The organism is Blastococcus saxobsidens, assembly GCF_002938435.1.
Taxonomy (GTDB): Bacteria; Actinomycetota; Actinomycetes; order Mycobacteriales; family Geodermatophilaceae; genus Blastococcus; species Blastococcus saxobsidens.
In genome coordinates, this window is the sequence record NZ_POQT01000015.1 from 30566 (window position 1) to 56001 (window position 25436).

Annotated in this window: 25 protein-coding genes; 21 read left to right on the plus strand and 4 right to left on the minus strand. The window is 71.4% G+C overall.

What is annotated here, in order from left to right; translation table 11 throughout:
• Nucleotides 1-53 precede the first annotated feature (53 nt).
• The 15 genes from C5507_RS10970 (at nt 54) to C5507_RS11040 (ending at nt 15088) form a co-directional block, all read left to right on the plus strand.
• Nucleotides 54-929 (plus strand): branched-chain amino acid ABC transporter permease, encoded by an 876-nt coding sequence (locus C5507_RS10970; RefSeq protein ID WP_104528565.1) that lies wholly within the window; start codon nt 54-56, stop codon nt 927-929.
• Nucleotides 929-2761, plus strand: coding sequence for a branched-chain amino acid ABC transporter ATP-binding protein/permease (locus tag C5507_RS10975; RefSeq protein WP_104528566.1), 1833 nt, complete (start codon nt 929-931; stop codon nt 2759-2761). The genes C5507_RS10970 and C5507_RS10975 overlap by 1 nt, the downstream gene beginning before the upstream one ends.
• Complete coding sequence (locus C5507_RS10980) at nt 2758-3480, plus strand: ABC transporter ATP-binding protein (protein WP_104528567.1); 723 nt, start codon at nt 2758-2760, stop codon at nt 3478-3480. The genes C5507_RS10975 and C5507_RS10980 overlap by 4 nt, the downstream gene beginning before the upstream one ends.
• A gap of 96 nt (nt 3481-3576) precedes the next feature.
• The gene (locus tag C5507_RS10985; protein ID WP_211295514.1) at nt 3577-3936 is read left to right on the plus strand and encodes a histidine triad nucleotide-binding protein; all 360 of its coding nucleotides are present in this window, start codon (nt 3577-3579) and stop codon (nt 3934-3936) included.
• Nucleotides 3937-3968: 32 nt separating this feature from the next.
• Nucleotides 3969-4781, plus strand: a complete 813-nt coding sequence (locus C5507_RS10990; protein ID WP_104528568.1) for an enoyl-CoA hydratase/isomerase family protein — start codon at nt 3969-3971, stop codon at nt 4779-4781.
• A gap of 104 nt (nt 4782-4885) precedes the next feature.
• Complete coding sequence (locus tag C5507_RS10995) at nt 4886-6010, plus strand: PhoH family protein (RefSeq protein WP_242610948.1); 1125 nt, start codon at nt 4886-4888, stop codon at nt 6008-6010.
• A 5-nt stretch (nt 6011-6015) separates the two neighbouring features.
• Nucleotides 6016-6519: an rRNA maturation RNase YbeY gene (gene ybeY, locus C5507_RS11000; RefSeq protein ID WP_104528617.1), complete on the plus strand. Its 504-nt coding sequence runs from the start codon at nt 6016-6018 to the stop codon at nt 6517-6519.
• A 79-nt stretch (nt 6520-6598) separates the two neighbouring features.
• On the plus strand, nt 6599-7954 hold the full coding sequence (locus tag C5507_RS11005; RefSeq protein ID WP_104528569.1) for a hemolysin family protein: 1356 nt from the start codon (nt 6599-6601) through the stop codon (nt 7952-7954).
• A gap of 6 nt (nt 7955-7960) precedes the next feature.
• Nucleotides 7961-8293: a cytidine deaminase gene (locus tag C5507_RS11010; protein ID WP_104528570.1), complete on the plus strand. Its 333-nt coding sequence runs from the start codon at nt 7961-7963 to the stop codon at nt 8291-8293.
• Nucleotides 8294-8453: 160 nt separating this feature from the next.
• On the plus strand, nt 8454-10397 hold the full coding sequence (locus C5507_RS22265) for an AAA family ATPase (RefSeq protein ID WP_242610949.1): 1944 nt from the start codon (nt 8454-8456) through the stop codon (nt 10395-10397).
• A gap of 213 nt (nt 10398-10610) precedes the next feature.
• Nucleotides 10611-11528: a GTPase Era gene (era, locus tag C5507_RS11020; RefSeq protein WP_104528571.1), complete on the plus strand. Its 918-nt coding sequence runs from the start codon at nt 10611-10613 to the stop codon at nt 11526-11528.
• Complete coding sequence (gene recO / locus C5507_RS11025) at nt 11528-12319, plus strand: DNA repair protein RecO (protein WP_104528572.1); 792 nt, start codon at nt 11528-11530, stop codon at nt 12317-12319. Before era ends, recO begins: the two co-directional genes overlap by 1 nt.
• Nucleotides 12309-13073, plus strand: coding sequence for an isoprenyl transferase (locus C5507_RS11030; protein WP_104528573.1), 765 nt, complete (start codon nt 12309-12311; stop codon nt 13071-13073). The genes recO and C5507_RS11030 overlap by 11 nt, the downstream gene beginning before the upstream one ends.
• A 45-nt stretch (nt 13074-13118) precedes the next feature.
• Nucleotides 13119-13850, plus strand: coding sequence for a class I SAM-dependent methyltransferase (locus tag C5507_RS11035; protein ID WP_104528574.1), 732 nt, complete (start codon nt 13119-13121; stop codon nt 13848-13850).
• Between the two features lie 92 nt (nt 13851-13942).
• Nucleotides 13943-15088 (plus strand): MFS transporter, encoded by a 1146-nt coding sequence (locus tag C5507_RS11040; RefSeq protein ID WP_249027822.1) that lies wholly within the window; start codon nt 13943-13945, stop codon nt 15086-15088.
• Here the strand turns inward: C5507_RS11040 and C5507_RS11045 are convergent.
• A complete protein-coding gene (locus C5507_RS11045; RefSeq protein ID WP_104528576.1) occupies nt 15073-16425 on the minus strand; it encodes an MFS transporter in 1353 nt (450 codons plus the stop codon). The two genes, C5507_RS11040 and C5507_RS11045, sit on opposite strands and share 16 nt — an antisense overlap.
• A 256-nt stretch (nt 16426-16681) precedes the next feature.
• On the opposite strand from C5507_RS11045, the gene C5507_RS11050 reads away from it, so the two are divergent.
• A complete protein-coding gene (locus tag C5507_RS11050) occupies nt 16682-17785 on the plus strand; it encodes an MFS transporter (RefSeq protein ID WP_158657570.1) in 1104 nt (367 codons plus the stop codon).
• Nucleotides 17786-17920: 135 nt separating this feature from the next.
• Nucleotides 17921-19309 (plus strand): dihydroorotase, encoded by a 1389-nt coding sequence (locus C5507_RS11055; RefSeq protein ID WP_104528578.1) that lies wholly within the window; start codon nt 17921-17923, stop codon nt 19307-19309.
• A 133-nt stretch (nt 19310-19442) separates the two neighbouring features.
• Here C5507_RS11055 and C5507_RS11060 read toward each other — a convergent pair whose 3' ends face one another.
• The 3 genes from C5507_RS11060 to C5507_RS22270 form a co-directional block, all read right to left on the minus strand.
• Nucleotides 19443-19631: a hypothetical protein gene (locus C5507_RS11060; protein ID WP_104528579.1), complete on the minus strand. Its 189-nt coding sequence runs from the start codon at nt 19629-19631 to the stop codon at nt 19443-19445.
• A complete protein-coding gene (locus tag C5507_RS11065) occupies nt 19616-20848 on the minus strand; it encodes an MFS transporter (RefSeq protein ID WP_104528580.1) in 1233 nt (410 codons plus the stop codon). The genes C5507_RS11060 and C5507_RS11065 overlap by 16 nt, the downstream gene beginning before the upstream one ends.
• Nucleotides 20849-20916: 68 nt before the next feature.
• On the minus strand, nt 20917-21555 hold the full coding sequence (locus C5507_RS22270; protein WP_158657571.1) for a DUF1989 domain-containing protein: 639 nt from the start codon (nt 21553-21555) through the stop codon (nt 20917-20919).
• A gap of 304 nt (nt 21556-21859) precedes the next feature.
• Between C5507_RS22270 and C5507_RS11075 the strand changes: the two genes are divergently transcribed.
• The 4 genes from C5507_RS11075 to C5507_RS11090 all read left to right on the plus strand — a co-directional run bounded on the left by C5507_RS11075 (nt 21860) and on the right by C5507_RS11090 (nt 25428).
• Nucleotides 21860-22831: an ABC transporter substrate-binding protein gene (locus C5507_RS11075; RefSeq protein ID WP_158657572.1), complete on the plus strand. Its 972-nt coding sequence runs from the start codon at nt 21860-21862 to the stop codon at nt 22829-22831.
• A gap of 44 nt (nt 22832-22875) precedes the next feature.
• Nucleotides 22876-23700 (plus strand): ABC transporter permease, encoded by an 825-nt coding sequence (locus C5507_RS11080; RefSeq protein WP_104528582.1) that lies wholly within the window; start codon nt 22876-22878, stop codon nt 23698-23700.
• 76 nt (nt 23701-23776) lie between these two features.
• Nucleotides 23777-24577, plus strand: a complete 801-nt coding sequence (locus C5507_RS11085; protein ID WP_104528583.1) for an ABC transporter ATP-binding protein — start codon at nt 23777-23779, stop codon at nt 24575-24577.
• Between the two features lie 5 nt (nt 24578-24582).
• Nucleotides 24583-25428 (plus strand): ABC transporter permease, encoded by an 846-nt coding sequence (locus C5507_RS11090; RefSeq protein ID WP_104528584.1) that lies wholly within the window; start codon nt 24583-24585, stop codon nt 25426-25428.
• Nucleotides 25429-25436 lie beyond the last annotated feature (8 nt).

Here is a 25436-nt window from a genome sequence, read left to right on the forward strand (position 1 = left end):
CCCGACAGGTCGTCGACTACCGTGCCTGCACCCACTTCGAGACAGGGACGGCTGTGCAGCAGCTCCTCAACGGCATCTTCATCGGCTCCATCTACGCGTTGTTCGCCATCGGCTTCACGCTGGTCTTCGGCATCCTCGACCGGCTGAACCTGGCGCACCCCGCGGTCTTCGCCGCCTCGGCCTTCGTGGGCATCGAGCTGGTGGAGCGCGGCGGACTCTCCCTGTGGGCGGCGCTGCCGCTGGTGTTCGTCGTCGGCGCCGTCCTCGGCCTGCTGATCGAGCGGCTGGCGTTCCGGCCGCTCAAGGGCCGGGCCGACGCGCACTTCGCCGGCCTGATCTCCTCCATCGCACTGGCCGGCATGCTGATCGCCCTGCTCCAGTGGCGGTACGGCCCCGACACCCGCCGCTTCCCTCCCGGCTCGTTCCCCGACACCCGGTTCGAGGTCTTCGGCGCCCAGGTCACCCTCGTGCAGGTCGTGATCCTCGCGGTCTCCCTCGCCCTCATGGTCGCGCTGACCTACATGGTCACCCGGACCCGGCTGGGCCGGGGCATGCGCGCGGTCGCGGAGAACCCGACGGCGGCGCGGGTCCTGGGCGTGAACGTCGACCGGGTGACCGCGGTGACCTTCGCGATCTCCTCGTCGCTCGGCGCGGTCGCCGGCGTGCTCTTCGCCATCAACGTGAACACCGCCCAGCTGGGCATGGGCGCCGCCATCGAGCTCAAGGGCCTGGCCGTCATCATCGTCGGCGGCATGGGCTCGCTGCCGGGCGCGCTCATCGGTGGTCTGCTCCTGGGCCTGGCCGAGGTGTTCGCCGTCCAGTACATCGGCTCGTCGTGGATCGACGTCATCGCCTTCGGGCTGCTGTTCGTCATCCTCCTGCTGCGCCCCCAGGGGCTGCTCGGCGCCCGGAAGGTCCGGGAGGTCTGATGCTGGGCCAGTACGCCACCACGCTGACCTTCATCGCCCTCGGGGCGATCTTCGCCTACTCCTTCTACGCGGTCCTGATCGCCGGGCAGCTGAGCCTCGGGCAGGCCGGCTTCGCCTCGCTCGCCGCCTTCTCCGGGGCCTACCTGGCCCCCAGCGGAGCGGACGTCGGCGACGTCCCCGCGCTGCTGATCGCCGTGGCGATCGGCATGTCGGTGGGCGCGCTCGCTGCCGTCGTCCTCGGCCTGCCGACGATGCACCTGCGCGGGGTCTTCCTCGCCATCGCCACCCTCGGGTTCGCCGAGGCGGTGCGCGTGGTCCTGCTCAACCAGGAGTGGACCGGGGGTGCGCAGGGGCTCGGGGTGCCGCGCGTCCTGACCGTCGGCATGGCGTGGCTCGCCCTGGGCCTGGTGGCCTACTGGTTCTGGCGCATGGGCCGGTCCCGCTACGGCCGGGCCCTGGAGGCCATCCGCGAGGACGAGCTGGCCGCCCGCGCCATGGGCATCGACGTCGGCCGGCACCGGCTCGCCGCCTTCGTCACCGCGGGCGCCGTCGCCGGCCTGTACGGGGTGCTCTACGCCTACTACGTCCGACTCATCGCACCGGACGACTTCGACTTCACCGCGGCCGTCGAGGGGCTGGTCACCGCCGTCGTCGGTGGCTCCACGATGTTCCTCGGCCCGGTCCTGGGCAGCGGTTTCCTGACCGCCGTCCCGGAGATCCAGCGGGCGGTCGGGGTGGAGGCTGGCTGGATCCGGCCGTTCCTCGCCGGCCTGCTGCTGCTGGTGGTCATCCTCTTCCTGCCCGGCGGGCTGGCCAGCCTGATCCGGCGCCGCACCCGCATGCCCGCCGACGCCGCAGCCGAGGCCGCCGGTGAGCGCGCCGGCCGCAGCCACCCGCCCGCCGGCGACACGGTGGTCGCGCTGGCCGGCCTCGGCAAGGAGTACGGCGGGGTGCACGCCGTGCGCGGCGTCGACCTGGAGATCCGGGCCGGTGAGGTCGTCGGGCTGATCGGCCCGAACGGCGCCGGGAAGACCACCCTGGTCAACATGATCAGCGGGCTGGTCCCTCCCAGTTCCGGCAGCGCGACGGTGCTCGGTGCGGAGATCGGCCGCACGCCGGTGCACCGGATCGCCGCAGCGGGGGTCAGCCGCACGTTCCAGCACTCGAAGTTGTTCAACCGGCTCTCGGCACTGGAGAACGTGCTCGTGGGAGCTCACCTGGTGAGCCGTCCGACCTTCCTGCGGCGGCTGCTGTGGCTGCCCTCGGCCCGCCGCGACGAATCGGCCGCACTGCGCCAGGCGGCACGCTGCCTGGAGCGCGTGGGTCTCGCCGAGCTGGCCGCCAGCCGGGCCGAGGCGCTCTCCTACGGCGACCAGCGCCGACTGGAGATCGCCCGTGCCCTGGCCTCGGACCCGTCCCTGCTGATCCTGGACGAGCCGGCCGCCGGCATGAACCACGTGGAGGCGCGGCGGCTCTCGGAGCTGATCACGTCGTTGGCGCAGGACGGGCTGACCATCCTGTTCATCGAGCACAACGTGGGCATGGTGCTGCGGACCTGCACGCGGGTGGTCGTGCTGAACTTCGGCGAGGTGATCGCCAGTGGCGCCCCGGCCGAGATCGCGTCCGATCCGGCCGTCGTCGAGGCCTACCTGGGCTCGGCCGACGAGGACCCGGCCGGCGGTTCCATCGCCGAGGGCACGCTGGACGACCCGACGTCGGCGGAGCGGGCGGACGCAACGCCGGACGCACCGCCGGACCCGGTCGTCGACGTGCGGCCCGGTGCGGCCGGCGACCTGGCACCACCGGACTCGACCCCGAGGGATGCGACATGAGCGACCCCATCCTCACCGTGGACGGCCTGCGGGTGAGCTACGGCCGGGTCGAGGCGGTCCGGGACGTCAGCTTCCGCGCCGAGCCGGGGGCGCTGGTGACGCTGGTCGGCGCCAACGGGGCGGGCAAGTCCTCGGTCATCAACGCCGTCGCCGGGCTGCTCCGGCCGGCCGGTGGGCGGATCACGTTCGAGGGGCAGGAGATCACCCGGACGCCGGCGCACAAGCTGGTGCGCCGGGGGCTGGTCCAGGTGCCCGAGGGGCGGCAGATCCTGGCCACGCTGACCATCGAGGAGAACCTCCAGATGGGTGGGTGGCACACCGGTGGCGGGGGCTCGGGCGCCATCGACGCCATGTACGACAGGTTCCCGGTGCTCGCCGAGCGGCGCGCGCTGCCGGCCGGAGCGCTGTCCGGCGGCGAGCAGCAGATGCTGGCCATCGCACGGGCCCTGGTGGCCGGGCCGAAGGTGATGCTCATGGACGAGCCGTCGATGGGGCTGGCCCCCAAGATCGTCGACGAGGTGTTCCGCGTCATCGAGGAGATCCGGGCGTCGGGCACCACGGTCGTGCTGGTCGAGCAGAACGCCCGCCGGGCGCTGCGCGCGGCCGACCACGGCTACGTCATGCAGAGCGGGGAGGTCGTGCACTCGGGCCCGGCTGCCGACCTGCTCGCCGACGAGCGCATCGTGCAGGCCTACCTGGGGGTCGAGAGCGGGACCTGACCGGCCGGCCGGTGAGGTGCTGGAACGGCCCCGTGCAGGGTCCCGCCGCGAGCGCAGCGAGTGGTGGGGGGCGCGGGGTCCTTCTAGGGTCCTGTCGTGACCGACTGCCTGTTCTGCCGCATGGTCGCCGGTGAGATCCCCGCCGACGTCGTCCACCGCACCGACCGCGTGCTCGCCTTCCGCGACATCAACCCGCAGGCGCCGACGCACGTGCTGGTGGTCCCGCAGGACCACCACGCCACCGTCGGCGCGCTCGCCGAGGCCGACCCGGCGCTGCTCGGCGACGTCGTCTCGGCGGCGCACGCGGTGGCGCGCCAGGAGGGCCTGGTGGGCGCGGACGGCGCCGAGCCGGGCTACCGCCTGGTGGCCAACACCGGTCCTGACGCGGGCCAGACCGTGCACCACGTGCACCTGCACGTGCTGGGCGGCCGGGGCCTCGGGTGGCCGCCGGGGTGACCCCGCCCGGAGCTGCCTGAGAAGGTGGGGGCATGAGCGAGCCCCTGCGCATCGAGCGCGACGGCGACGTCGCCGTCGTCGTCCTGGACAACCCGCCGCTGAACCTCTTCGACGCGGCGACGTTCGACGCGATGGAGCGGGTGGCGCGGGAGCTCGTGGCGATGACCGACCCGGCCGACCCCGACCGGGCCCGCGCGGTGCTGGTCGAGGCGCGCGGCAAGGTGGTCTCCGGCGGCGTCGACGTCACCTACTTCCGGGACATCGCCGAGGGGCCCGACCCGGCCGAGCGCGGCGGCGAGCTGTGGGCCCGCCTGCTGGAGGTGGCCAACACCTTCGAGGACCTGCCGGTGCCCACCGTGTTCGCCGCCCACGGGCTGACGCTGACCGCAGCGTTCGAGCTGGCGCTGTCCTGCGACATCCTGCTGGCCGCGGAGAAGGCTTCGTTCGGCCTGGTGGAGATCGTCGTGGGTCTGACCCCGTCGATGGGCGGGCCGCAGCGGCTGGCCGAGCGCGCCGGCCCGGCCCGGGCCAAGGAGCTCGTCTACACCGGCGAGCGCTACCCGGCCGCGGTGCTGGAGCGATGGAACGTGGTCAACCGCGTGCTGCCCGACGAGGGCTTCGCCGAGGCCGCTCGCGCCTACGCCCACCGGGTGGCGGCCGGCCCCACGGTGGCGCACGCGGCGACCAAGCGGCTGGCGTCGGTCGCCGTCCGCGAGGGAGCCCGGGCGGCCGACGCGCTGGTGCCCGCCGTCTCCGGCCCGCTGTTCGCCACCGAGGACCTGCGCGGCGCCGTCGCGTCGTTCCTGTCCGACGGCCCCGGCAAGGCGAGCTACCGCGGTCGGTGACCCCATCGAGCGACCGGCGCTTGAGGGGCGCTCGCGCGGGTAGAGTCGACCGTCCAGTGCCGCAACAGCACATCGCCGTAGCAGGAAGGCAGGGTCGAGGGTTCTTGCCCGACACCTCCCCGAACGTCCCCGTGCCGGGTGCACCCACGTCCCGTGAGGCCTCGGCGCAGGCCGCCGCTGCGGACAGCGCCCCCGAGAGCGCGGCGGCCGTCCGGGCCACGATCACCGTTCCCGAGTCCATCTCCATGGTCGCCCTGCTGGGCTCCGGCGACGAGCTGCTCCGCCTGCTCGAGACCGAGCTCGAGGCCGACGTGCACGTGCGCGGCAACGAGGTCGCCGTCACCGGCCAGCCGGCGGACAACGCCTTCGCCGTCCGCGTCTTCGACGAGCTGATCGCCCTCATCCGGACCGGCCAGCAGCTGCGGCCGGACTCGGTGCGCCGCGTCGTCGCGATGCTGCGCGCCGGTGGGTCCGAGCGGCCGGCCGACGTGCTGAGCCTGGACATCATCAGCCGCCGGGGCCGCACCATCCGGCCCAAGACGCTGAACCAGAAGCGGTACGTCGACGCCATCGACGCGCACACCGTCGTCTTCGGCATCGGCCCCGCCGGCACCGGCAAGACCTACCTGGCCATGGCCAAGGCGGTGCAGGCGCTCACCACCAAGCAGGTCAACCGGATCATCCTGACCCGGCCGGCCGTCGAGGCCGGGGAGCGGCTGGGCTACCTGCCCGGCACGCTGAGCGAGAAGATCGACCCGTACCTGCGGCCGCTGTACGACGCGCTGCACGACATGGTCGACCCCGAGTCGATCCCGCGGCTGATGCAGTCCGGCACGATCGAGGTGGCCCCCCTGGCCTTCATGCGGGGCCGCAGCCTGAACGATTCCTTCGTCATCCTCGACGAGGCGCAGAACACCACTGCGGAACAGATGAAGATGTTCCTCACCCGGCTGGGGTTCGGGTCGAAGATCGTCGTCACCGGTGACGTGACGCAGGTCGACCTGCCCGGTGGCGCGCAGAGCGGGCTGAAGATCGTCCGCGAGATCCTCGACGGCATCGACGACGTGCACTTCGCCAACCTGACCAGCACCGACGTCGTCCGGCACCGGCTCGTCGGCGAGATCGTCGACGCCTACGACCGGTGGGACGCCACCAGGCAGGCCCCCACGACCCGATCGGCTGCTGGCGCGCCGGTCCGGACCTCCCGACCGCGCCGGCAGGGGAGCTGACCGCCGTGCCCGTCGAGGTGTCCAACGAGTCCGAGATCGCCGTGGACGAGGCCGAACTGGCCGGCGTCTGCCGGTTCGTGCTCGGCGAGATGGAGATCAACCCGATGGCCGAGCTGTCGGTGCTCTGCGTCGACACCGAGTACATGAGCAGCCTGCACGAGCGGTGGATGGGCGAGAAGGGCCCCACCGACGTGCTGGCCTTCCCCATGGACGAGTTCGACTCCGGGCGGCCGGACGACCCCGAGCCCGGCCCGGCCCTGCTCGGCGACATCGTGCTGTGCCCGTCGGTCGCCGTCCGGCAGGCCCGGGCCGCCGGTCACTCCATGGATGACGAGCTGGTCCTGCTGGCCACTCACGGGGTGCTGCACCTGCTCGGGTACGACCACATGGAGCCCGACGAGGAGAAGGAGATGTTCGCGCTCCAGTCGAAGCTCATCGACGCCTGGCGCGCCGCTCCCCGCGAGCCGGTGACCGGCGCGGCGACGGGTCAGGAGAGCGGTTCCCGATGAGCACCGCGAGCGCGACGGGCGAGCGAGCATCGCAGCGAGTGCCAGCGAGCGAGGAGCGGAACGAGTCCGGAGCCGAGCAATGAGCACCGCTGCGATCACCATGCTCGTGGTCGCCGGCTGCCTGGTCCCGCTCGCGGGCGTCTTCGGCGCGATGGACGCCGCTCTCCAGCGCGTCTCGAAGGCCCGCGTCGAGGAGATGCGCCGCGAGGGGGTCAAGCGCGCCGCAGCCCTCGAGGAGGTGGTCGCCGAGCGCGCCCGGCACGTCTCGCTGCTCCTGCTGCTGCGCATCGCCTGCGAGATGGTGGCCGCCGTCCTGCTCACCGTCCTGCTCTACGACCTGTGGGGAGGTGGCTGGCGCACCTTCCTCACCGCGGCCGGCGTCATGACCGTCGTCAGCTACGTGCTGGTCGGGGTCGGCCCGCGCACGCTGGGCCGTCAGCACGCCTACGGCACGGCGCTGGCGACGGCGGGGGTCGTCAAGCTGCTGGGCCGGGTGCTCGGGCCGGTCGCCACCCTGCTGATCCTCGTCGGCAACGCGATCACCCCGGGTCGGGGCTTCCGCGACGGCCCGTTCTCCTCCGAGGTGGAGCTGCGCGAGCTGGTCGACCTGGCCGAGGAGCGCGGCGTCGTCGAGTCCGGCGAGCGGAACATGATCCACTCGGTGTTCGAGCTGGGCGACACGATCGCCCGCGAGGTCATGGTCCCGCGCACCGACGTCGTCTACATCGAGCGGCACAAGACCGTGCGGCAGGCGCTGGCCCTGGCGCTGCGCAGCGGGTTCAGCCGCATCCCGGTGATCGGGGAGAACGTCGACGACGTCGTCGGGGTGGTCTACCTCAAGGACCTCGTGCGGCGGTCGCAGAACGCCGGTGATCAGCGCGGCCCCAAGGTCGAGGAGCTGATGCGGACGCCGACCTTCGTGCCGGAGTCCAAGCCGGTCGACGAGCTGCTGCGGGACATGCAGGCCCAGCGCATCCACATCGCGATCGTCGTCGACGAGTACGGCGGGTTCGCCGGCCTGGTGACCATCGAGGACATCCTCGAGGAGATCGTCGGTGAAATAGCCGACGAGCACGACAGATTCCAGCGCCCGGAGATCGAGCAGCTGGCGGACGGCTCGGTGCGGGTCATCGCCCGGCTGCCCGTGCAGGACCTGGCGGAGCTGTTCCCGGGTGTGGAGCTCACCGAGGACGACGACGTCGAGACCGTGGGCGGGCTGCTCGCCCGCGAGCTCGGCCGGGTGCCGATCGAGGGCGCGGCCGCGGAGGTCGGCGGTCTGCGGCTGGTCGCCGAGAGCACGGGTGGGCGGCGCAACCGGATCGACACGATGCTGGTCTGCCGGGTGCCCGAGCCGTCCGAGGACGGCGAGGAGCCCGGTCAGGAGGAGGCGTCCGGGGCCACCCGCGCCGAGCTCCCGGCCGGCGTGGAAGGCTGACGCCTCGTGGCTGAACTGCACCCCGAGGACGCGAAGCTCGTCACCCTGGCCCGCTCGGCGCGCGGCCGCACCGGCGCCGCCGAGGGCGCGGCGGTCCGCGACACCGACGGCCGGACCTACGTCGCGGCGAGTGTGTCGCTGCTGTCGCTGAAGCTGTCGGCGCTGCAGGCCGCGGTCGCCGCCGCGGTCTCCAGCGGGGTCGAGGGGCTGGAGGCCGCCGTCGTCGTGTCGGCGGCCGATGCGGTGGAGCAGGAGGGGCTGGCCGCCGTCCGCGACCTCACCGCCGCCGCGCCCGTGCACCTCGCGGGCCCGGACGGAAGCCTGCGAGCCACCGTGTGAAGCGGCAGGCAGCAGCCGGCCCAGGCCACCGGGATCGCACCCCCGGCTCGTATCGCAGCCACCCCGGCGGCGCCGCGACGTACGTGCAGGGCGTCGTGGTGACGGGGCGGTGCATGCGCCGTGCAGAATCAACCTGAATCGGCACACAGGAGGGCTTGCTGTGACCCTGGGAACGCCACTGGCCGCCGTGGTTGGACTACGCCGTGAACGGGAGATTCTCGCGGTCGCGCTGCGCACATATCGTCACGTCGTCCTGGAAGGCCCCCCGGGCACCGGCAAGTCGACGTTGCTGCGTTCCATCGCCGCCGACATGGGCCAGGATCTGGTGTTCGTCGAAGGCAACGCCGAACTGACGCCTGCGCGGCTGATCGGTCAGTACGACCCGGCCGGGGTCCTGGCCGAAGGCTACGTTCCGTCCAACTTCTCGGACGGACCTCTGCTGACAGCGATGCGCGGCTCCGGGCTGCTCTACCTCGAAGAGTTCAACCGGATCCCCGAAGAGACGCTGAACGTCCTGATCACCGTGCTCACCGAAGGTTCGATCACGGTTCCGCGTCTGGGCACGGTGCGAGCCGCGGCCGGGTTCCGGCTGATCGCTGCCATGAACCCGTTCGATGCCATCGGCACCGCCCGGGTGAGCCAGGCGATCGCCGATCGGATGTGTCGCATCGTGCTCGGCTACCAGGACGCCGCAGCCGAACGGGCGATCGTGACCGCGGTGACCGGGAAGCAGCCGTCGTTGGTCGCGCTCGCGGTCCAGCTGAGCCGCGCCACGCGGCACCACCGGGACCTGGCAATGGGTTCATCGGTGCGTGGCGCGATCGACCTCGTGCTGCTGCTCGACGGACTGCTGGCCGATCGCGGCCAGGGCCTTTCGGCTGCGGACGCCCGGGAGACCGCACGCGATGCCATGCATACGGCGCTCTCCGGGCGGATCCGCGTCATGGACGGACTCGAGCGAACACCCGAGTCCATCCTCGACGACATCCTCGAGGCCGAGTGGCCGCGCCGGGAGCCGCCGCCCTCCGAGGACCGTGCGCTCACGATCGCAGGCGGGCGGCCGCCGCCCGATCCAGGAGTCGAGGACCACTCGAGCGTCGAACTCGATGACGGACAGCGGAGGAGCGGTCGGGGAAAAGTGGTGGGCCTGCCGCCCCGTCCGGCAGGCCCTGACCCCTTCCTGGCCGACTCCTCCCCGGCCTTCGCAGGAGGGGAGTCCGGACCTGCGTCCCGGCGGACGGGCCGGCGGGAGATGGAGTCCGCGCACCCGTCCTTCACGGAGATCAGCCCTGGAGTAGGGGAACTCGACGAGACGGCCCTCGCACGTCTGATGAGCGCCGACGCCGACGAGGCCGCGGCGCTGCTGGCGGATCTCGCGGTGGCCACCGACCGCGAACTGCGCGTCGCCGCCCGGCGTCTGGCGGCGCGCATCCTCGTCCGGATGGCCAGGGTCGGCAGGACGCCGAGCCGCGGAACCCGCCGGTTGACGCCGAGGCGGGGGGCCGAGGGCGATCTGGACCTGGAGCGGACCCTGGACCGGTTGTCAGCGGCTTGGCCGCCGACTGCCGAGGACCTCGTCACCCGGACGTGGTCCGGTCACCGTCGTGCCGTCTGCCTCGCCATCGACCGGTCCGGCTCGATGAGCGGCCTCGCTCTCGCCATCGCAGGCGTCGCCGCGGCAGGGGTCGTGCTGGCGGCGGACGAGCGCCTGCACACGAGTGTGCTCACGTTCGCCCGCGAGGCGGAGGTGCTCCAGCACCAAGGGCAGCGGCGGGCGGCAGAGGACCTCGTGCTCGAGCTCATCTCCCTGCGGGGGCACGGGATGACCGATCTGGCTGCCGGCCTGCACGCCGCGCGCCAGGAGCTGCTTCCCGTGTCCGCCGACCAGCGGATCGTCGTGCTGCTGTCGGACTGTCTGCAGACGGTGGGAGAACCTCCCGAGTCCGTTCTCCAAGGGATCGACCAGCTCCACGTCCTGTATCCCGTGCCCAGCAAGGAGGCGGAGGTCGCCGCGCGTGCGCTCGCGGCGCGCGGAGGGGGGACGGCTCGGCCCTTGCGTTCCATCAGGGACGTCGGTCCGGCCCTGACCCGAGTGCTGGGATGAGACCGCCGGGCGTCCGCCGGGCTGATGCGTTGCGGGGTCGCCGGCGCGCCGAGCTGCGAGGGCAGTTCGGGCGCGCCCCTGCAATTCGGCGCCGACCCCCGAGGCGATCCGGGGCGATGAGGAAACGGGGGCCGGTGCAGAGCTGCAGGCGCGTGAACGACAGCGCCGCAGGATCCTGCCGGCCGCGTCGGCAGCCGGTGGGAGACTGACTTCGTGAGCTCCCCGCACCAGCCGCCGCACCGCAGCGGCTTCGCAGCCCTTCTGGGCCGTCCCAACGCCGGCAAGACCACGTTGACCAACGCGCTCGTCGGCGAGAAGGTCGGCATCGTCAGCAATCGCCCGCAGACGACGCGGCACGCGATTCGCGGCGTGGTGCACCGGCCGGCCGGCCAGATCGTCCTCGTCGACACACCCGGGCTGCACAAGCCGAAGAGCCTGCTGGGCAAGCGGCTCAACGACATCGTTCGCGACACGCTCACCGATGTCGACGTCATCGTGTTCTGCATCCCGGCCGACCAGCCCGTGGGCACCGGCGACAAGTTCATCGCCCGCCAGCTCGCCGAGGTCAAGGCGCCGATCGTGGTCGTCGTGACCAAGACCGACGCCGCCTCGAAGAAGCAGATCACCGAGCAGCTCATCGCGGCCAGCCAATTGGTGCAGGCCGCCGAGGTGGTGCCGGTGAGCGCCGTGGGCGGTGACCAGGTCGAGCTGCTCGAGGACCTGCTGATCAAGCTGCTGCCCGAGGGGCCGCCGCTGTACCCGCACGAGCAGACCACCGACGAGGACGTCGAGCGGCAGCTCGCCGAGCTCGTCCGCGAGGCCGCGCTGGAGAAGGTGCGCCAGGAGGTGCCGCACTCCCTGGCGGTGACCATCGAGGAGATGAACCGCCGCCCCGACCCGAAGCGGGCCGGCCGCGAGCTGGTCGAGGTGCACGCGCTGCTGCACTGCGAGCGGCAGAGCCAGAAGCCGATGCTGCTGGGCAAGGGCGGCTCGATCATCAAGGCCATCGGCAGCGAGGCGCGCACGGGCATGGAGACGCTGCTCGACGCCCGGGTGCACCTGGAGCTGCACGTCACGGTGCTGGGGGAGTGGCAGGACGACCCGAAGAAGCTCAACCGGCTCGGCTACTGATGAGCGCGCACACCCCGAAGGCCCTCTACCGGGACGAGGGCATCGTGCTGCGCACCCAGAAGTTGGGTGAGGCCGACCGCATCGTCACCGTGCTGACCCGGCGGACGGGCAAGGTGCGGGCGGTCGCGAAGGGCGTGCGCCGCACCAAGAGCAAGTTCGGCGCCCGGCTGGAGCCGTTCACCCACGTCGACCTGCAGCTCTACACCGGCCGCAACCTCGACATCGTCAGCCAGGCGGAGTCGATCCGGTCCTACGGGCAGGAGATCGTCTCCGACTACCCCGCCTACACCGCCGGCACCGCCGTGCTGGAGACCGCCGACCGCCTGACCGCGGAGGAGAAGGAGCCGTCGCTGCGGCTGTTCCTCCTCGTCGTCGGTGCTCTGCGGGCGCTGGGGGAGCAGACGCACCCCGCGAGCCTGGTCCTCGACGCGTTCCTCCTCCGGGCCATGTCCGTGGCCGGGTGGGAGCCGGCGCTGTCGGAGTGCGCCCGCTGCGGTGAGGCGGGCCCGCACCGGCACTTCTCCGTGCCCGCCGGCGGCACCGTCTGCCCGGCCTGCCGGCCGACCGGCTCCGCGATGCCCAGCCCCGTCACCATCGAGCTGCTCGACGCGCTGCTCACCGGCGACTGGGCGCGCGCCGAGGCCAGCCAGGGCATCAACCGGCGGGAGGGCAGCGGCCTGGTCGCCGCACTGCTGCAGTGGCACCTGGAGCGCGGGCTGCGCTCCCTGCCGCTGGTCGACCGAACCGAATCGGCACCCCGCCGGGAGATGAGCCTGCTGCATGAGGCGTGAGGTCAAGGCGCCCAACCCGCACCCGTCCGGCGCCCGCCCGCCGCAGCTGCCCAAGGACAAGGTGCCCGGGCACGTCGCGATCGTCATGGACGGCAACGGCCGGTGGGCCAAGCAGCGCGGCCTGCCGAGGACGGCGGGGCACGAGGCGGGGGAGTCCTCGCTGTTCGACTGCGTCGAGGGCGCCATCGAGCTGGGCATCACCGCGATCAGTGCCTACGCCTTCTCCACCGAGAACTGGCGGCGCAGCCCCGAGGAGGTGCGCTTCCTCATGGGCTTCAACCGGGACGTCATCCGCCGGCGGCGCGACGAGATGCACGAGCTCGGCGTGCGGGTGCGCTGGGCCGGTCGTCGTCCGCGGCTGTGGCGTTCGGTGATCAAGGAGCTCGAGGTGGCCGAGGAGCTCACGCGCGACAACGACGTGCTCACGCTGACCATGTGCGTGAACTACGGCGGCCGGGCCGAGATCGCCGACGCCGCGGCGGCCATCGCTCGTGAGGTGGCGGCCGGCCGGCTGAACCCGGACAAGGTCGACGAGTCCACCGTCGCGCGCTTCCTCGACGAGCCGGACATGGAGGACGTCGACCTCTTCGTGCGCAGCTCCGGGGAGAACCGGACCAGCAACTTCCTGCTGTGGCAGTCCGCTTACGCCGAGTTCGTCTTCCTCGACACTCTCTGGCCCGACTTCGACCGACGGCACCTGTGGGCGGCCTGCGAGGAGTACGCGGCCCGGCAACGACGGTTCGGCAGCGCCTGACCAGCGCCCCGCAGGCGTGGAGGCATCCGCCGGTAGCGTGCACACGTGCCCGAGGACGTCGATTCGAACGAGGCGATCTGGAAGTCCGACCGCGCCGTGTCCCAGTGGGTGTCCACGGCCGAGGAACGTGAACGGCGTCGTGACCAGCAGCGCCGCCTCGTCGCCGAGTTGCTGCCGTTCGGCGAGGACGAGACGTTCACGTTCGTCGACCTGGGCGCCGGAACCGGAGCCGCGGCCCGTGCGGTGCTGGACCGCTACCCCGGAGCGACGGCGATCCTGGCGGAGTACTCGCCGCAGATGATCGCCGAGGGAGAGCGTGCGCTCGGCGCGTACCGCGGCCGCTACACCTACGTGGAGTTCGATCTGAACGGCGATCGGTGGCCGGCCGACATCTCCGGCGAGCTGGACGCCGTCATCAGCTCCATGTGCCTCCACCACCTGCCCGACGAACGCAGGGAATCGCTGTTCGCGGAGATCCTGGCTCGCCTGACTCCCGGGGGCTGGTTCCTGAACTTCGATCCGGTGACATCCGATGATCCCGGGGTGCGCACGGCGTGGCAGCGAGCCGGCCACCGGCTCGATCCAGCAACGGCGGTCGAGCCAGCGCACCGCAGCCCCGAGGAACAGCGGCGTCACGAGAACCACGTCCGCCACATGAGTCCGCTCCCGCGCCAGCTCGACGCACTGCGGCGGGCCGGCTTCGAGGCGATCGACGTCTACTGGAAGCAGCTGGACGAGGTCATCTACGGCGGCCGCCGCCCGACGAGAGCGGGATGACATCCTCCGGAGCTGCTCCGGCTCGACGTCCACCCGGCCCTCGTGCTGCCGGAGCAGCAGCGATCACGGTCACCACCGTCGGCATCCTGCCGGTGTTCCTGGTCGGTGTGCTCTCCGTCCAGATCCAGGCGGATCTGGGCTTCGGTCCGGCGGTTCTGGGTGCCCTCGCCGCGTCGTTCTTCGCCGCCTCCGCCGTGAGCGCCCTGAGTGCGGGGGCGATGGTGCGACGGTGGGGCAGCGTGCTGGTCGTGCGGCTGTCCGCGCTGGTCTCCGCCGCCGTGATGGGGATCGTCGCCGTCGCCGCGGACGGTGCCGTGGCGCTGATCGCCGCACTGCTCGCCGCCGGCTGGGCCAACGGTGTCGGCCAGCCGGCGAGCAACGACCTGATCGCGAACGCCGTGCCGGCGGACCGCCAGGGCCTTGCCTACGGCGTGAAGCAGGCGGCGATCCCGATGGCGACGCTCCTGGCCGGGGTGGGCATCCCGCTCATCGCGATCCCGCTCGGGTGGCGGTGGGCGTTCGGGTTCGCTGCGCTGCTCGGGTTGACGGTGGCGGCAACCGTGCCCCGGGGCAGTCTCGCCCGGGCCGACCCGGCGGCCATGCACTCGGAGGCCGCCGGACCGTTCCGGCGCGCGCCACTCGTGGTCCTCTCGTTCGCACTGATGCTGGGCGCAGCGGGGGGAAACTCCCTGGGCGCGTTCTTCGTCCCCACCGCTGTCGCCGCCGGGATCGCTCCTGGTGCGGCCGGTCTGCTCATCGCGGGTGCGAGCGGCGCGGGGATCCTGGTGCGCGTGCTGGTCGGCTGGCTCGCCGACCGTGTCCGTGCCCGGTGGCTGCTGGTGGTGGCGGTTCAGCTGGCGGTGGGCAGCGCCGCGTACGCCCTGCTGGCCACCGACAGCGGAGCCCTCATCGGCGTCGCGGTGCTCGTCGCCTACTGCTCCGGGTGGGCATGGGCCGGCCTGGCGACCTATGCGGTCGCCCGGATGCATCCCGGCATGGCCGCTCGAGCCACGTCGATCACCCAGGGCGGAATGGGACTGGGCGCCGCTCTCGGACCGCTGTCCTTCGGCGCCACGGTCGCCGCGACGTCCTACACGGTCGCCTGGTCCGCCCTGGCTGCGCTGTCGCTGGTCGCCGCGGTGATCTGCGTCATCGCCCGCCGGATGATGCTGCGGGAGCGGCCCGCCCTCGTGGCCGCGCAGCGGCAGCGGCGCGCGTCCGATCAGCGCTCCACGTAGCTGACCCGGGCCAGCAACGAGGAGATCAGCGTGATCACCGCCGCGGTGAGGACGGCGGCTTGCACGTTCACGGCATCCGCGATCAGCCCGTCGAGCAGAGCGGCGGCCGGCCGGGTGCCCAGGAAGGCCAGCCCCCACAGGGCCATCACCCGGCCGCGCAATTCGTCGGGCACCCGGCGCTGGATGCGCGTGGTCAGGACGACGGTGGCCAGGATGAAGCCCGTGCCGGCCACCACGAAACCTGCAGTGGCCGAGCCGACCGCAGGACTCAGGGCGACCACGACCAGGCCCGCGGCCAGAACCCAGAAGCCGTAGACGCCCAGCGGTCGGAGCGTCACCACCTTCCGGAGCGGTCGCAGGGCGACGACGGCGATCACGGCGCCGACACCGAAGGCGGTGGCGAACAGTCCCACCGTCTCGTCGCCGCCCCCCAACCCGGCTGCGAGCGCCGGAGTCAGCGTCAGCACCGGGTCGGCGCCGAAGGACACCGCGGCTCCGCCGAGCATGAGCATGGCCGCCTTGCGGTCGGCCCTCAGGTACCTGAACCCACCGAGGATGCGGACCCGGGCGCTGGGTCTGGCCGCCGCCCGTGGCTTGATGGCCAACAGGATGACGGCGAATGCCAGGTGCGCCGGTCCTGCGACCGCGAACGCCAGCGCGGGTCCCCCCAGCACTAGCAGGCCGGCGCCGAGGGCCGGACCGATCGTTCGGCCCAGGCTGGGTGCCACGGCGTTGAGCGCGAGCGCCTGCTCGAGATCACGAGCCGGCACCAGCGCAGGCACCATGGCCTGCATCGGCGGCATGCTCAACGCCCATCCCGTACCGGCGAGGAAGACCGCCACCAGGAGCACGGCCTCGCCGCCGAAGCCCTTCGTCCCACGGACGAGCAGCAACGTCGCCAGCATCACCACCGTGACACCGGACATCACCCGCCCGGCGATGAGGAGCCGACGGCGGTCGATCCGGTCGGTCAGCGCACCGGCCCAGAGGGAGAACAGCAGCATGGGCACGAACTGCGCGGTGCTGACGGCACCGACCATGAGGTTCGATCCGGTGAGGTCGTACATCAGCACGGCAGCGGCGATGTTCTGCACCCACATGCCGCAGGTGGAGACCACCTTGCCGCCGAGGAAACCCCCGAACATCGGATCTCGCAGGAGCGCCAGTGCCCCCCGGGGTGGTCCCGGCTCGTCCGTCATCGTGTGCAGGCCAAGCCGCGCCGCCTTCCGGACGGGATGGTCGTCGGTGTCTCGCAGGGTGAACCTACCCAGCACGGCGCTGACGCCTTGTCGGGAGCGGTACGCACGCCCCTGGGCACAACACGCTGGTGCGGCCATGGGGCTGGTCACCTATGTACGCCTATGTATACAGTCAGGTGTCGCCCGACGAAGGAGTGCCGGTGCCCTGCCCGACGTCCACCGGTCCTGATGGTCTCCGGGCTGCGCCCTGCTGCGCGGTACCGGCGAGCGAGGCCCGGCCGTGAGGCTCCGGCGCGGCAGGACGCCGGCGGGGAGGCCGGAAGGCGACGAGCGTGGCGAGCACCGCGCCCGCCGTGCTGACCGTGACACGCTGGCGCTCTCGACCCTGGCCGTGTTGTTCGCCTCGGCGCTCGGCCTGTCGAGTGTCGCCCTTCCGTTGCGCGCTCTCGACGCCGGACACGGCGCGGGGATCATCGGACTCCTCGTGGCGCTGTCCGCCTTCGTCCAGATCGTCACCCGGTCGCGGTTGGGCGCGGTGATGCGCCGCGTTCCGGACAGCGTGCTCCTGGCGTTCGCGCCGGTCGCACTGGCCCTCTGCTTCGCGGTTGTGCTGGCATCACCGTCCGTGGCTTCGCTGGCGGTGGGCTGGGTCCTGCTCGCCCTCGCTCGGGCCTGCTTCTGGACGGCGGGGCAGACTCATGCGGTCCGGGGGCGGAGCAGCTCGTTGCGCGGCATGGCGAGGCTCAACTTCTGGGGCAGCCTCGGCGCACTGGTCGGTCCGGTCCTCGCCGGCGTGCTCGCCGAGTCCGGGATCGAGACTGCGCTCGTCACCGGCATCGCGCTGGCGGGGTTGGGGATCGCACCCTCCCTGGCGCTCGAGCGGTACCCGCCTTTCGCGAAGCGGCAGGCGAAGGCCAAGGGGGCCATCTGGCGCCGTCCGGGCGTCGACGCGGCCTGTTACTCCGGCGCCACCGCGGGCGCGTGGCGTGGACTGATGGACGGCTACGTCCCGGTCGTCCTGGAGGCGGCTCGCCACTCGTCGACCACGATCGGGGCCCTGGTGTCGGTGGCCAATGCGACGTCCGTCGTCGGCACGGTCGTCATCGGCAAGCTGCGGGCGAGCTGGACCGCTCCCACGTTCGTGCTGTCGACGCTCGCCGCGGGCCTCGGCCTCGCGGTGCTCGGTTACGTCTCCGGTTCGGTCCCCGTCGCCGCCCTTGCGCTCGGCCTGTCGGGACTGGGTGCGGGGGTCATCCAGACTCTCGGGCCGGCGCTGGCGGCGACGTCCGTGGGGGAACAGGAGAAGGGGGAAGTCATGGCGGCCTACGGCACCGTGCGCACGTCAGCGATGTTCCTCGCGCCGCTGGCCGTAGCGGGCGGGATCGTCGTCGTGCCGATCCCACTCGCGCTGCTGATCGTGGGCGCCGGCCTGGCGTTGCCGTCCTTCGCCGTAGGCTCGCTGAAGCGGGTGCCGGCTCCGGCCCCAACAGCTTCTTGACGCTCCGCGGGGGGTATGCAAGCGTATACAGACCAGGATGGATCGGTCGCCGGCGACCGCAGTCAAGGCCGCGCCGGCATTCGTGAACTGGTGGACGCCGGCTGGCGTCCCTTCGTACGCGCCTAGGGAGAAACCGTGACAGACAACCAGTACGACCTCGTCGTCCGCTCCACCGAGATCTACACACCGGCCGGCCGCGTGAACGGCCAGATCGCGGTTCGTGGCGAGAAGATCGTCGGCATCCTCGGCCCGGAGGAGCCGGCCGCGGCACGCAAGACGATCGATGCAGGCACGAACCCGGTCATCCCCGGCCTGATCGACACGCACTGCCACTTCCGCGACCCGGGCTACACGCACAAGGAGGACTACTACAACGGCACGATCGCCGCGGCCGCCGGCGGCGTGACCACGGTCTTCGACATGCCCAACGTCGACCCGCCGACGACCACCGTCGACCGGCTGAAGGCCCACCTCGAGAACGCCCAGTCCAAGGCAGTCGTGGACTTCGGGCACAACGCCTCGGGCGTCGTCCCGGAGAACATCAAGGGCCTGGCCGAGGCAGGCGCGACCGCGTTCAAGGTCTGGATGATGCAGGACATCGGCCGCGACTACCCGCACCCGCCCGGCACCTCGCTGACCAACCACGCGATCCTCTACCGGGTGTTCGAGGAGGTCGCCGAGACCGGCCTGCCGCTCTACATCCATCCGCACGACCACAACCTCTACGAGCTGTTCGTCGAGCGGGCGCAGAAGCAGTGGGGCATGGACTTCCGCTCCTACGCGCGGGCGCTGCGCGGTGGCGACGGCGTCGTCCTCAACACCGCCATCTCGACCATCCTCGAGTTCCAGCGGTCGGTGGGCACCAAGCTGCACGTGCTGCACCTGTCCACCCGCGAGGGCGTTCGAATGGTCCGCGAGGCCAAGGCGCAGGGCCGGCCGATCACGGCCGAGGCCAACCCCTTCGCGATGTTCGTGACCAACGACTGGGCCAACATCGAGAAGAAGGGCCCGTACGCCCTCGGCTTCTGGGTGCCCGAGGAGGACAACCCCGCGATGTGGGGTGCGGTCGTCGACGGGACCATCGACGTCATCGGCAGCGACCATGGCCCACACACCAAGGAGGAGAAGGAGGTCGGTTGGACGGACATGTACACCGCCCCCGGTGGCAGCCCGATGATCGAGCAGTACCTCCGCCTCATGCTGACCGAGGTGAACAAGGGCCGCCTCACCATGGAGCGGATCGTCGAGATGACGTCCTCGAACCCTGCCAAGCTGACCGGCTTCTACGGCAAGAAGGGCGCCATCCAGGTCGGTGCCGACGCCGACCTGGTCGTCCTCGACATGGACCACGAAGAGACGCTCCGGGCCGAGCACAGCCACTACCGGTGCGGCTGGATGCCGAGCGAGGACTTCGAGACCAAGGGCCGTCCGGTCAAGACCATCCTGCGCGGTCGCGTGATCATGGAGGACGGCAACGTCACCGCCGAGAAGGGCTCCGGTCAGCTGCTGCGCCCGCAGCGCTGAGCCCAACGCCCACGGCGGGCGGTCGCACCCCTGGCACGGGGTTGCGACCGCCCGCTCGTCGTGTCGGCCCACCTCGTCCGGCGCGCGCGGAAGCCGCCGCGATCGGGTTCGACGTGCCATGGGGGCTGCCGAGTCAGGCGGGTCCGGTTCGCACGGAGGCCCCGCGTCCCCGTCGGCCCGGCAGCACGAGGCTGAGCAGGGCGGTCGCGACCCAGACCGCGGCGCCGGTCGCGCCGGCGACGACGAACCCCTGTCCGGTCGGCAGCGCATCGCCGGACGGTGTGTACAGCTGCAGGACCGCGGCGCTCAGTACGCTTCCCATCGAGAACCCCGCCATCCGCAGAACCTGGTTGAACCCCATGGCGCTTCCGCTCTCCGAGGGGGTACCGCGGCCAGGATGAGTCCGGGCAGGGCGGCGAAGGTGCAGCCGACCCCGAGTCCCGTGAGCCCCATCGCCGCGAACACCGGCCAGAGAGAGTCGTGCGCGACGGTGAACAGGGACGCGCCGGCAAGGGCCGTCACGGCCCCCAGGGGTAGCACGGCCCGCGGGCCGATCCGGCGGCCGATCAGTGCGGCGCATCGGCTGCCACCGACGCTGGCCAGGGAGAACGGCAGCAGGGTCAGGCCGGCTACGACCACCGAGGCGCCGAACCCGTATCCCGCTGCGGTCGGTGTCTGCACCAGCCGGATGACGATCGAGAACAGCAGATACATGCCGATACCGGTCAGGATCCCGGTGACGGCCGCGGTGAGTACCGGACGGTGACGCAGGAGCCGGACGTCGACCAGTGGGACGGCGGTGCGCAGCTCCTGGCGAACCCAGACGACCAGCGCGATCAGGGAGCCGGCCGCCAGCGCCGGCAGCTGCCAGGAGGCCACCCCCCACTGCGGCCCCTGGCTGAGCAGGACGAGGACGCCGGCCAGTCCGGCCCCCAGCAGCAGCGCCCCGAGCACATCGAAGCGCTGCGCGGGTCCTTCGGGCGGCGCAGGCAGGATCCAGATCGTCAGGAGCGCCGCGACGGCGCACAGCGCCGCCCCCAGCCAGAAACCCGCAGACAGCCCGAAGAGGTCCGTCAGCAGCCCCGTCACCGGAAAACCGAACCCGACTCCGGCCGTCGTCGTGATCGACAGCATCGCGACGGCCGACCGAGCCCGGTGCACCGGCACGTGGTCCAGGGCGGTCACCACCGCGAGGGCGGACAGTCCCATGGCGAGGCCCTGGAGGGCCCGCCCGGCCAGCAGTGTGGGAAAGCCGAGCGGCAGGGCCGCCAGGACACAGCCGGCCAGCACCACGAGCAGGACGCCGACGACGGCCTTCTTCCGCCAGGGTCCGTCTCCCAGCCGTCCCAGGCCCGGCGTGGTCACCGCGGCCACGAGCAGCGTGACGGTGAGCGCCCACTGTGCAGCCGTGGGGGAGACCCCGTACTCGTGGGCGATGGTGGGGATCAGGGGGACGCCGAGACTGGCGACGAGGGCGGCCACCGTCACCACGAACACCAGGGGCGGCACGAGGGCACGGCTGCGGACCGGTTCTCGCATGCGTCCCTCCGCTCTCGCGGTATGGCGCCCGGAGAACGGGGCGGCCGGCCGCTCCGGGGAGGTGCCGGTCAGAACACCGACACCATGACGTCACGGCCTCCGATCGAGAGGTCGGGGCAGGCGCTCAGGGCGACGAGGCAGTCCATCTCGGCGCGGAAGGTGACATAGGCCCCGTCGCCGTCCGGCGGGCGGAGCCGGCTGTTCGTCATGTGGCCCGACACGGCGTCGATGGACATGTGCTGGAAGATGTTGAGCGGGCTCGGGATGTCCTCGGGGGCGATCCCGTGCGGCTGGAGCGTCCGGCTCAGGTTCTCCCAGCAGCCGTGGTCGGGCAGTTCCTCCCACGAGATGTCCCGCAGGAACGACTCCTTCATCAGACCCTTGCGGAAGGCCAGCTCGTGCACCTGCCGGCTGCACATGCCCTTCTGCATGTCGTGGGTGCCCTCGAAGGTGTCCTCGGTGATCGTCATCATCACCTGGTTCGACTTCGAGTAGAGGACGTGGCCCGCCGTCACGAACAGCGTGTTCTGGTTGGTCTTCGTGCGCGCCTGGTCGAAGCGGTGGCGCAGGTCGTGTGCGTCGAAGACGACGAAGTCGACGATGGTCCAGCCGCGCACCCGGATGCTCCGACCCGCAGGGACACTGGTCGACCACCCGGTGTTCCGGGGGACCACGATCTCCCGGTGGTTCTCCGTGGCGCTGCTCATGGGGCACTCCTCCGGTATCCGGGCGGCACCGCCGGGCGGTCCCGGCAGACCCTGACGGGACCGCCGCAGGCACCGAGGCCATGCCTGTTCGACCCGACTCGTCCGTTGCGTGCGGGCCAGGCTATTGACCTTGCGTCCAGTTGTATACATAGTGATGTCCATCTCACGCACACCTGCCGGCGCGGGCGTCGGCCCCAGGACATCCTCGATGAAGGAAGTGATCCGAGTGCACGTTGGACCCGCACGGAACCAGCGGCGAGGGGGCCGAGGCGCCCTCGTCGCGACGCTCACGCTCGTCGCCCTGGTGGCGACCGCGTGTGGCGGTTCGTCGGACGACGGCGGCGGCGGAGGGGGAGGGGGAGGGGGCGCCGACAGCGCCGACGGCGGCGACCTCGGCACGCTGAAGGTCGTCACCGTCGTGCCCAACTCGCTGCTGTTCATCGGCGTCCAGGCCGCCGAGCAGCTCGGCACCTGGGAGGGCACCGGCCTCGAGGTCGAGGTCATCAACGGCACCTCACCGACGGCCGGCCAGATCATGGCCTCAGGTGAAGCCGACATCGGGCTGATGGACGGGAACCGGGCTGCCGCCAACATCACGCAGGGCCTCGACGCCACGATCATGGGCTCGGCCATCTCCCCCTGGGTGCAGTACATCATCGCTAGCAGCGAGTCAGGCGCCACGGAACTCGAGGACCTCAAGGGCGGTACGTTCGGCACCTCGGGTGAGGGCTCTGGCGGCCACTACGCGACGTACAAGGTGGCCGAGGATCTCGGCTGGTCCGAGGACGAGTGGACGGCAACCCCGCTCGGGAACCTCGAGTCACTGCGCGCCGCCCTGGCGTCGGGCTCCATCGACGCGTTCGCCTGGAGCAGCACCACGGCCTTCAGCCTCGAAGAGCGGGGCGAGGGCGTCGTGCTGGAGTCAGCCGTCGACTACGTCGGCCCGAACCTCTTCGAGTCGTTCGCCGTCATGAACGACGTGGCCGAGGAGCGCCCCGAGGCCTTGCGTGTCTTCTTCGAGGGCTACTACGACGCCATCGAGCGGATCCAGGAGGACCCGCAGCTGGCCATCGACGTGCTCGTCAACGAGTGGGACGTGGACCCGCAGGCGGCAGAACGGGCCGTCGAGGCTGACGTCCCGCTCCTCTCCACGACGGGCGAGGTCTCCGAGGAGGAACTCCAAGGAGTCGCCGAGGCGGTCACCTTCGCCACCGGCGCCGAGGCTCCCGACCCGAGTGAGTTCTACGAGTACTGGCAGGACGTCCTCGAGGGCTGATCCCACCTCCCACGACCCACCACGACGACGAGGCGGTGCGACAGATGGCAGTTCCCTCCGTGTACGCCGGCCGGCTCGGGGCCTCCACCCGGACCCGCCGGGGGACGTCGCGCGCGGAGGCCAGAGTCTGGCGCACCGCCTTCATCGTCGGCGTGGTGGTCCTGTGGGAGCTGCTCGCCAGGACGGGCGTGATCGACGAGCGCTTCGCCTCGAAGCCCTCGTCGATCGTGATGGCAGTCCCGCCTCTGCTCTCGGACCCGCAGGTCCTGGAGGCGTTGGGCATGACGCTCTACGCGGTTGGTGCCAGCTTCGCCATCGGCACGGCGGGCGGCATGCTGGTCGGCGTCATCTTGGGGCTGCAACCGATGCTGCGCACTGCGTACTTCCCGATCGTCATGATGCTGCTGGGCACGCCGAAGTCGCTGTTCCTCCCCGTGATCATGCTGTTCTTCGGGCTGGGCGTGGAGTCGGCGATCGTCTTCGGATCGATCCTCACCTTCGTCCACGTGACCGTGAACGTCGTCGCCGGCGTCGACCTGGTCGAGCCGAAGCACCTGATGGTGGCGAAGGCATACCGGGCCAGCCGGTGGAAGCGGTTCAGACACGTGATCCTCCCCGGCGCCTCCCCGGGGCTGTTCACCGCCATCTGGCACGGATTGCGCAACGGCTTCACCGGTGTGGTCATCGCGCAGCTGTTCACGGCCACGGCGGGCATCGGCTATCTGGTCCGCGTGTACAGCAACAACTTCCAGACCGACCGAGCACTCACGCTCATCCTCATGGTGTCGCTCGTGCTGATCCTCGTCGGCACGGGCTGGAACCACGTCGAGAAGCGGCTGACCAGCTGGCGCCCGGACGCGACGCAGTGACCGTCGTCGCCCGGCACGAGTTCCGCACCCGGGTTGGTCCCCGCGGCCACGAGAGAATCACAGGAAGGCGGACGTCATGACCGACTTGCGTGTCGAGGGCCTGCAGGTCGCCTACGAGACCCGGCCGGGCGAGCGTCTCGTCGCCTGCCAGGACATCAGTCTGACCGTCGCGTCGGGCGAGTTCGTGACGATCATCGGCCCCAGTGGGTGCGGCAAGTCCACGGTGCTGCACTGCATGGGAGGTCTGCTCCCGCCGACCCAGGGCCGCGTCCTCTTCGGCGGGGACGAGGTCGTCCAGCCCAATCCGCACAACGCGGCCTTCGTCTTCCAGGACTACAGCCTCTTCCCGTGGAAGAACATCCTGGAGAACGTCGGTATGGGTCTGACCTTTGCGGGAGCGGGCAAGACCGAGATCGCCGGCAAGGCAGCCGAGAAGCTCGACTTCGTCGGCCTGGGCGAGTTCGCCCACGCGCTGCCGCGGGAGCTGTCCGGCGGCATGCAGCAGCGGGTGGCCGTGGCGCGTGCGCTGGCGATGGAACCGCGCGTCCTGCTCATGGACGAGCCGTTCGGTGCTCTCGACGAGCAGTCCCGGCGCACCCTTGGCTCGGACATGGCCCGCATCCTGGAGCAGACCCAGCGCAGCGTCGTACTCATCACGCACAGCCTGGACGAGGCCATCTTCTGGGCCGACCGGATCATCGTGATGTCGGCACGGCCCGGGACCATCATCGAGGAGATCGAGGTCAAAGCGCCGCGGCCGCGTGACTTGTCGATGATGACCGAACCGGAGTTCCAGGCGATCCGCGTCCGGCTCTTCGACCTCATCCAGCTCCAACAGGCCAAGAAGGCTCCGCAGCCCCTGGCCGGCGGGCGGTAGGCGACGTGGCGACGACGGAGTCCGCCTTCAGGGCCAGGGCGTTCCGGGCACGGGCGAAGCACTCGAGCACCGTGTGGGCCCTGCGCCTCCTGCTCCTGCTGATCGTCGTGGGCGCGTGGCTGTACGGCACCGGACCGGGGGAGATCTCCTTCCTGATCCTGCCCCCCCTCGGTGAGGTGTTCAGCGCGATCGGCGGCCTGGTGACCACCCAGGTCTTCTGGACGGCGCTGGGCGTGACGGTCTTCGAGATGCTCGTCGCGTTTCTTCTCGCCGCGGTGGTCGGCGTGAGCCTCGGCTTCTTCCTCAGCCGGACGCCATTGCGAGCGCAGGCATCGGAGCCGCTGCTGTCCTGGGGCTACATGTTCCCGGTCGTGCTGCTCTATCCCTTGTTCCTGCTCTGGGTGGGCGTCGGGATCGGCTCCAAGATCGCCTACGCGGCGACGGCGGCCTTCTTCCCTATCGCATACAACACCCTGCGCGGGCTGCGGTCCGTCGACGAGAAGTACCTCAAGGTGGGTGTAGCGTTCGGTGCCTCGCGACTCGCCACGGACCGCCACATCAAGGCGGGCGCCGCCCGCCCGATGATCCTGTCCGGTCTCCGCATCGGCGTCTCGGTCGTGATGATCTCCGTGGTGCTGGCCGAGTTGCTCGGCTCGAACGCGGGGCTCGGCTACGAGCTCCAGCGGGCGGCCAGCACCTTGCGGCTGCCCGACGAGTACGGCATCGCGCTACTCCTGCTGGTCGTCGCGGTGACGCTGCAGCGGGTGCTGGAGCTGGCGCTGCGGCCGCGGCGGCCGGGACAGAAGGCGCCATCGCGCGCGACCGAGCCGGCTGCCCAGCTCGACGAATGACGACAGGA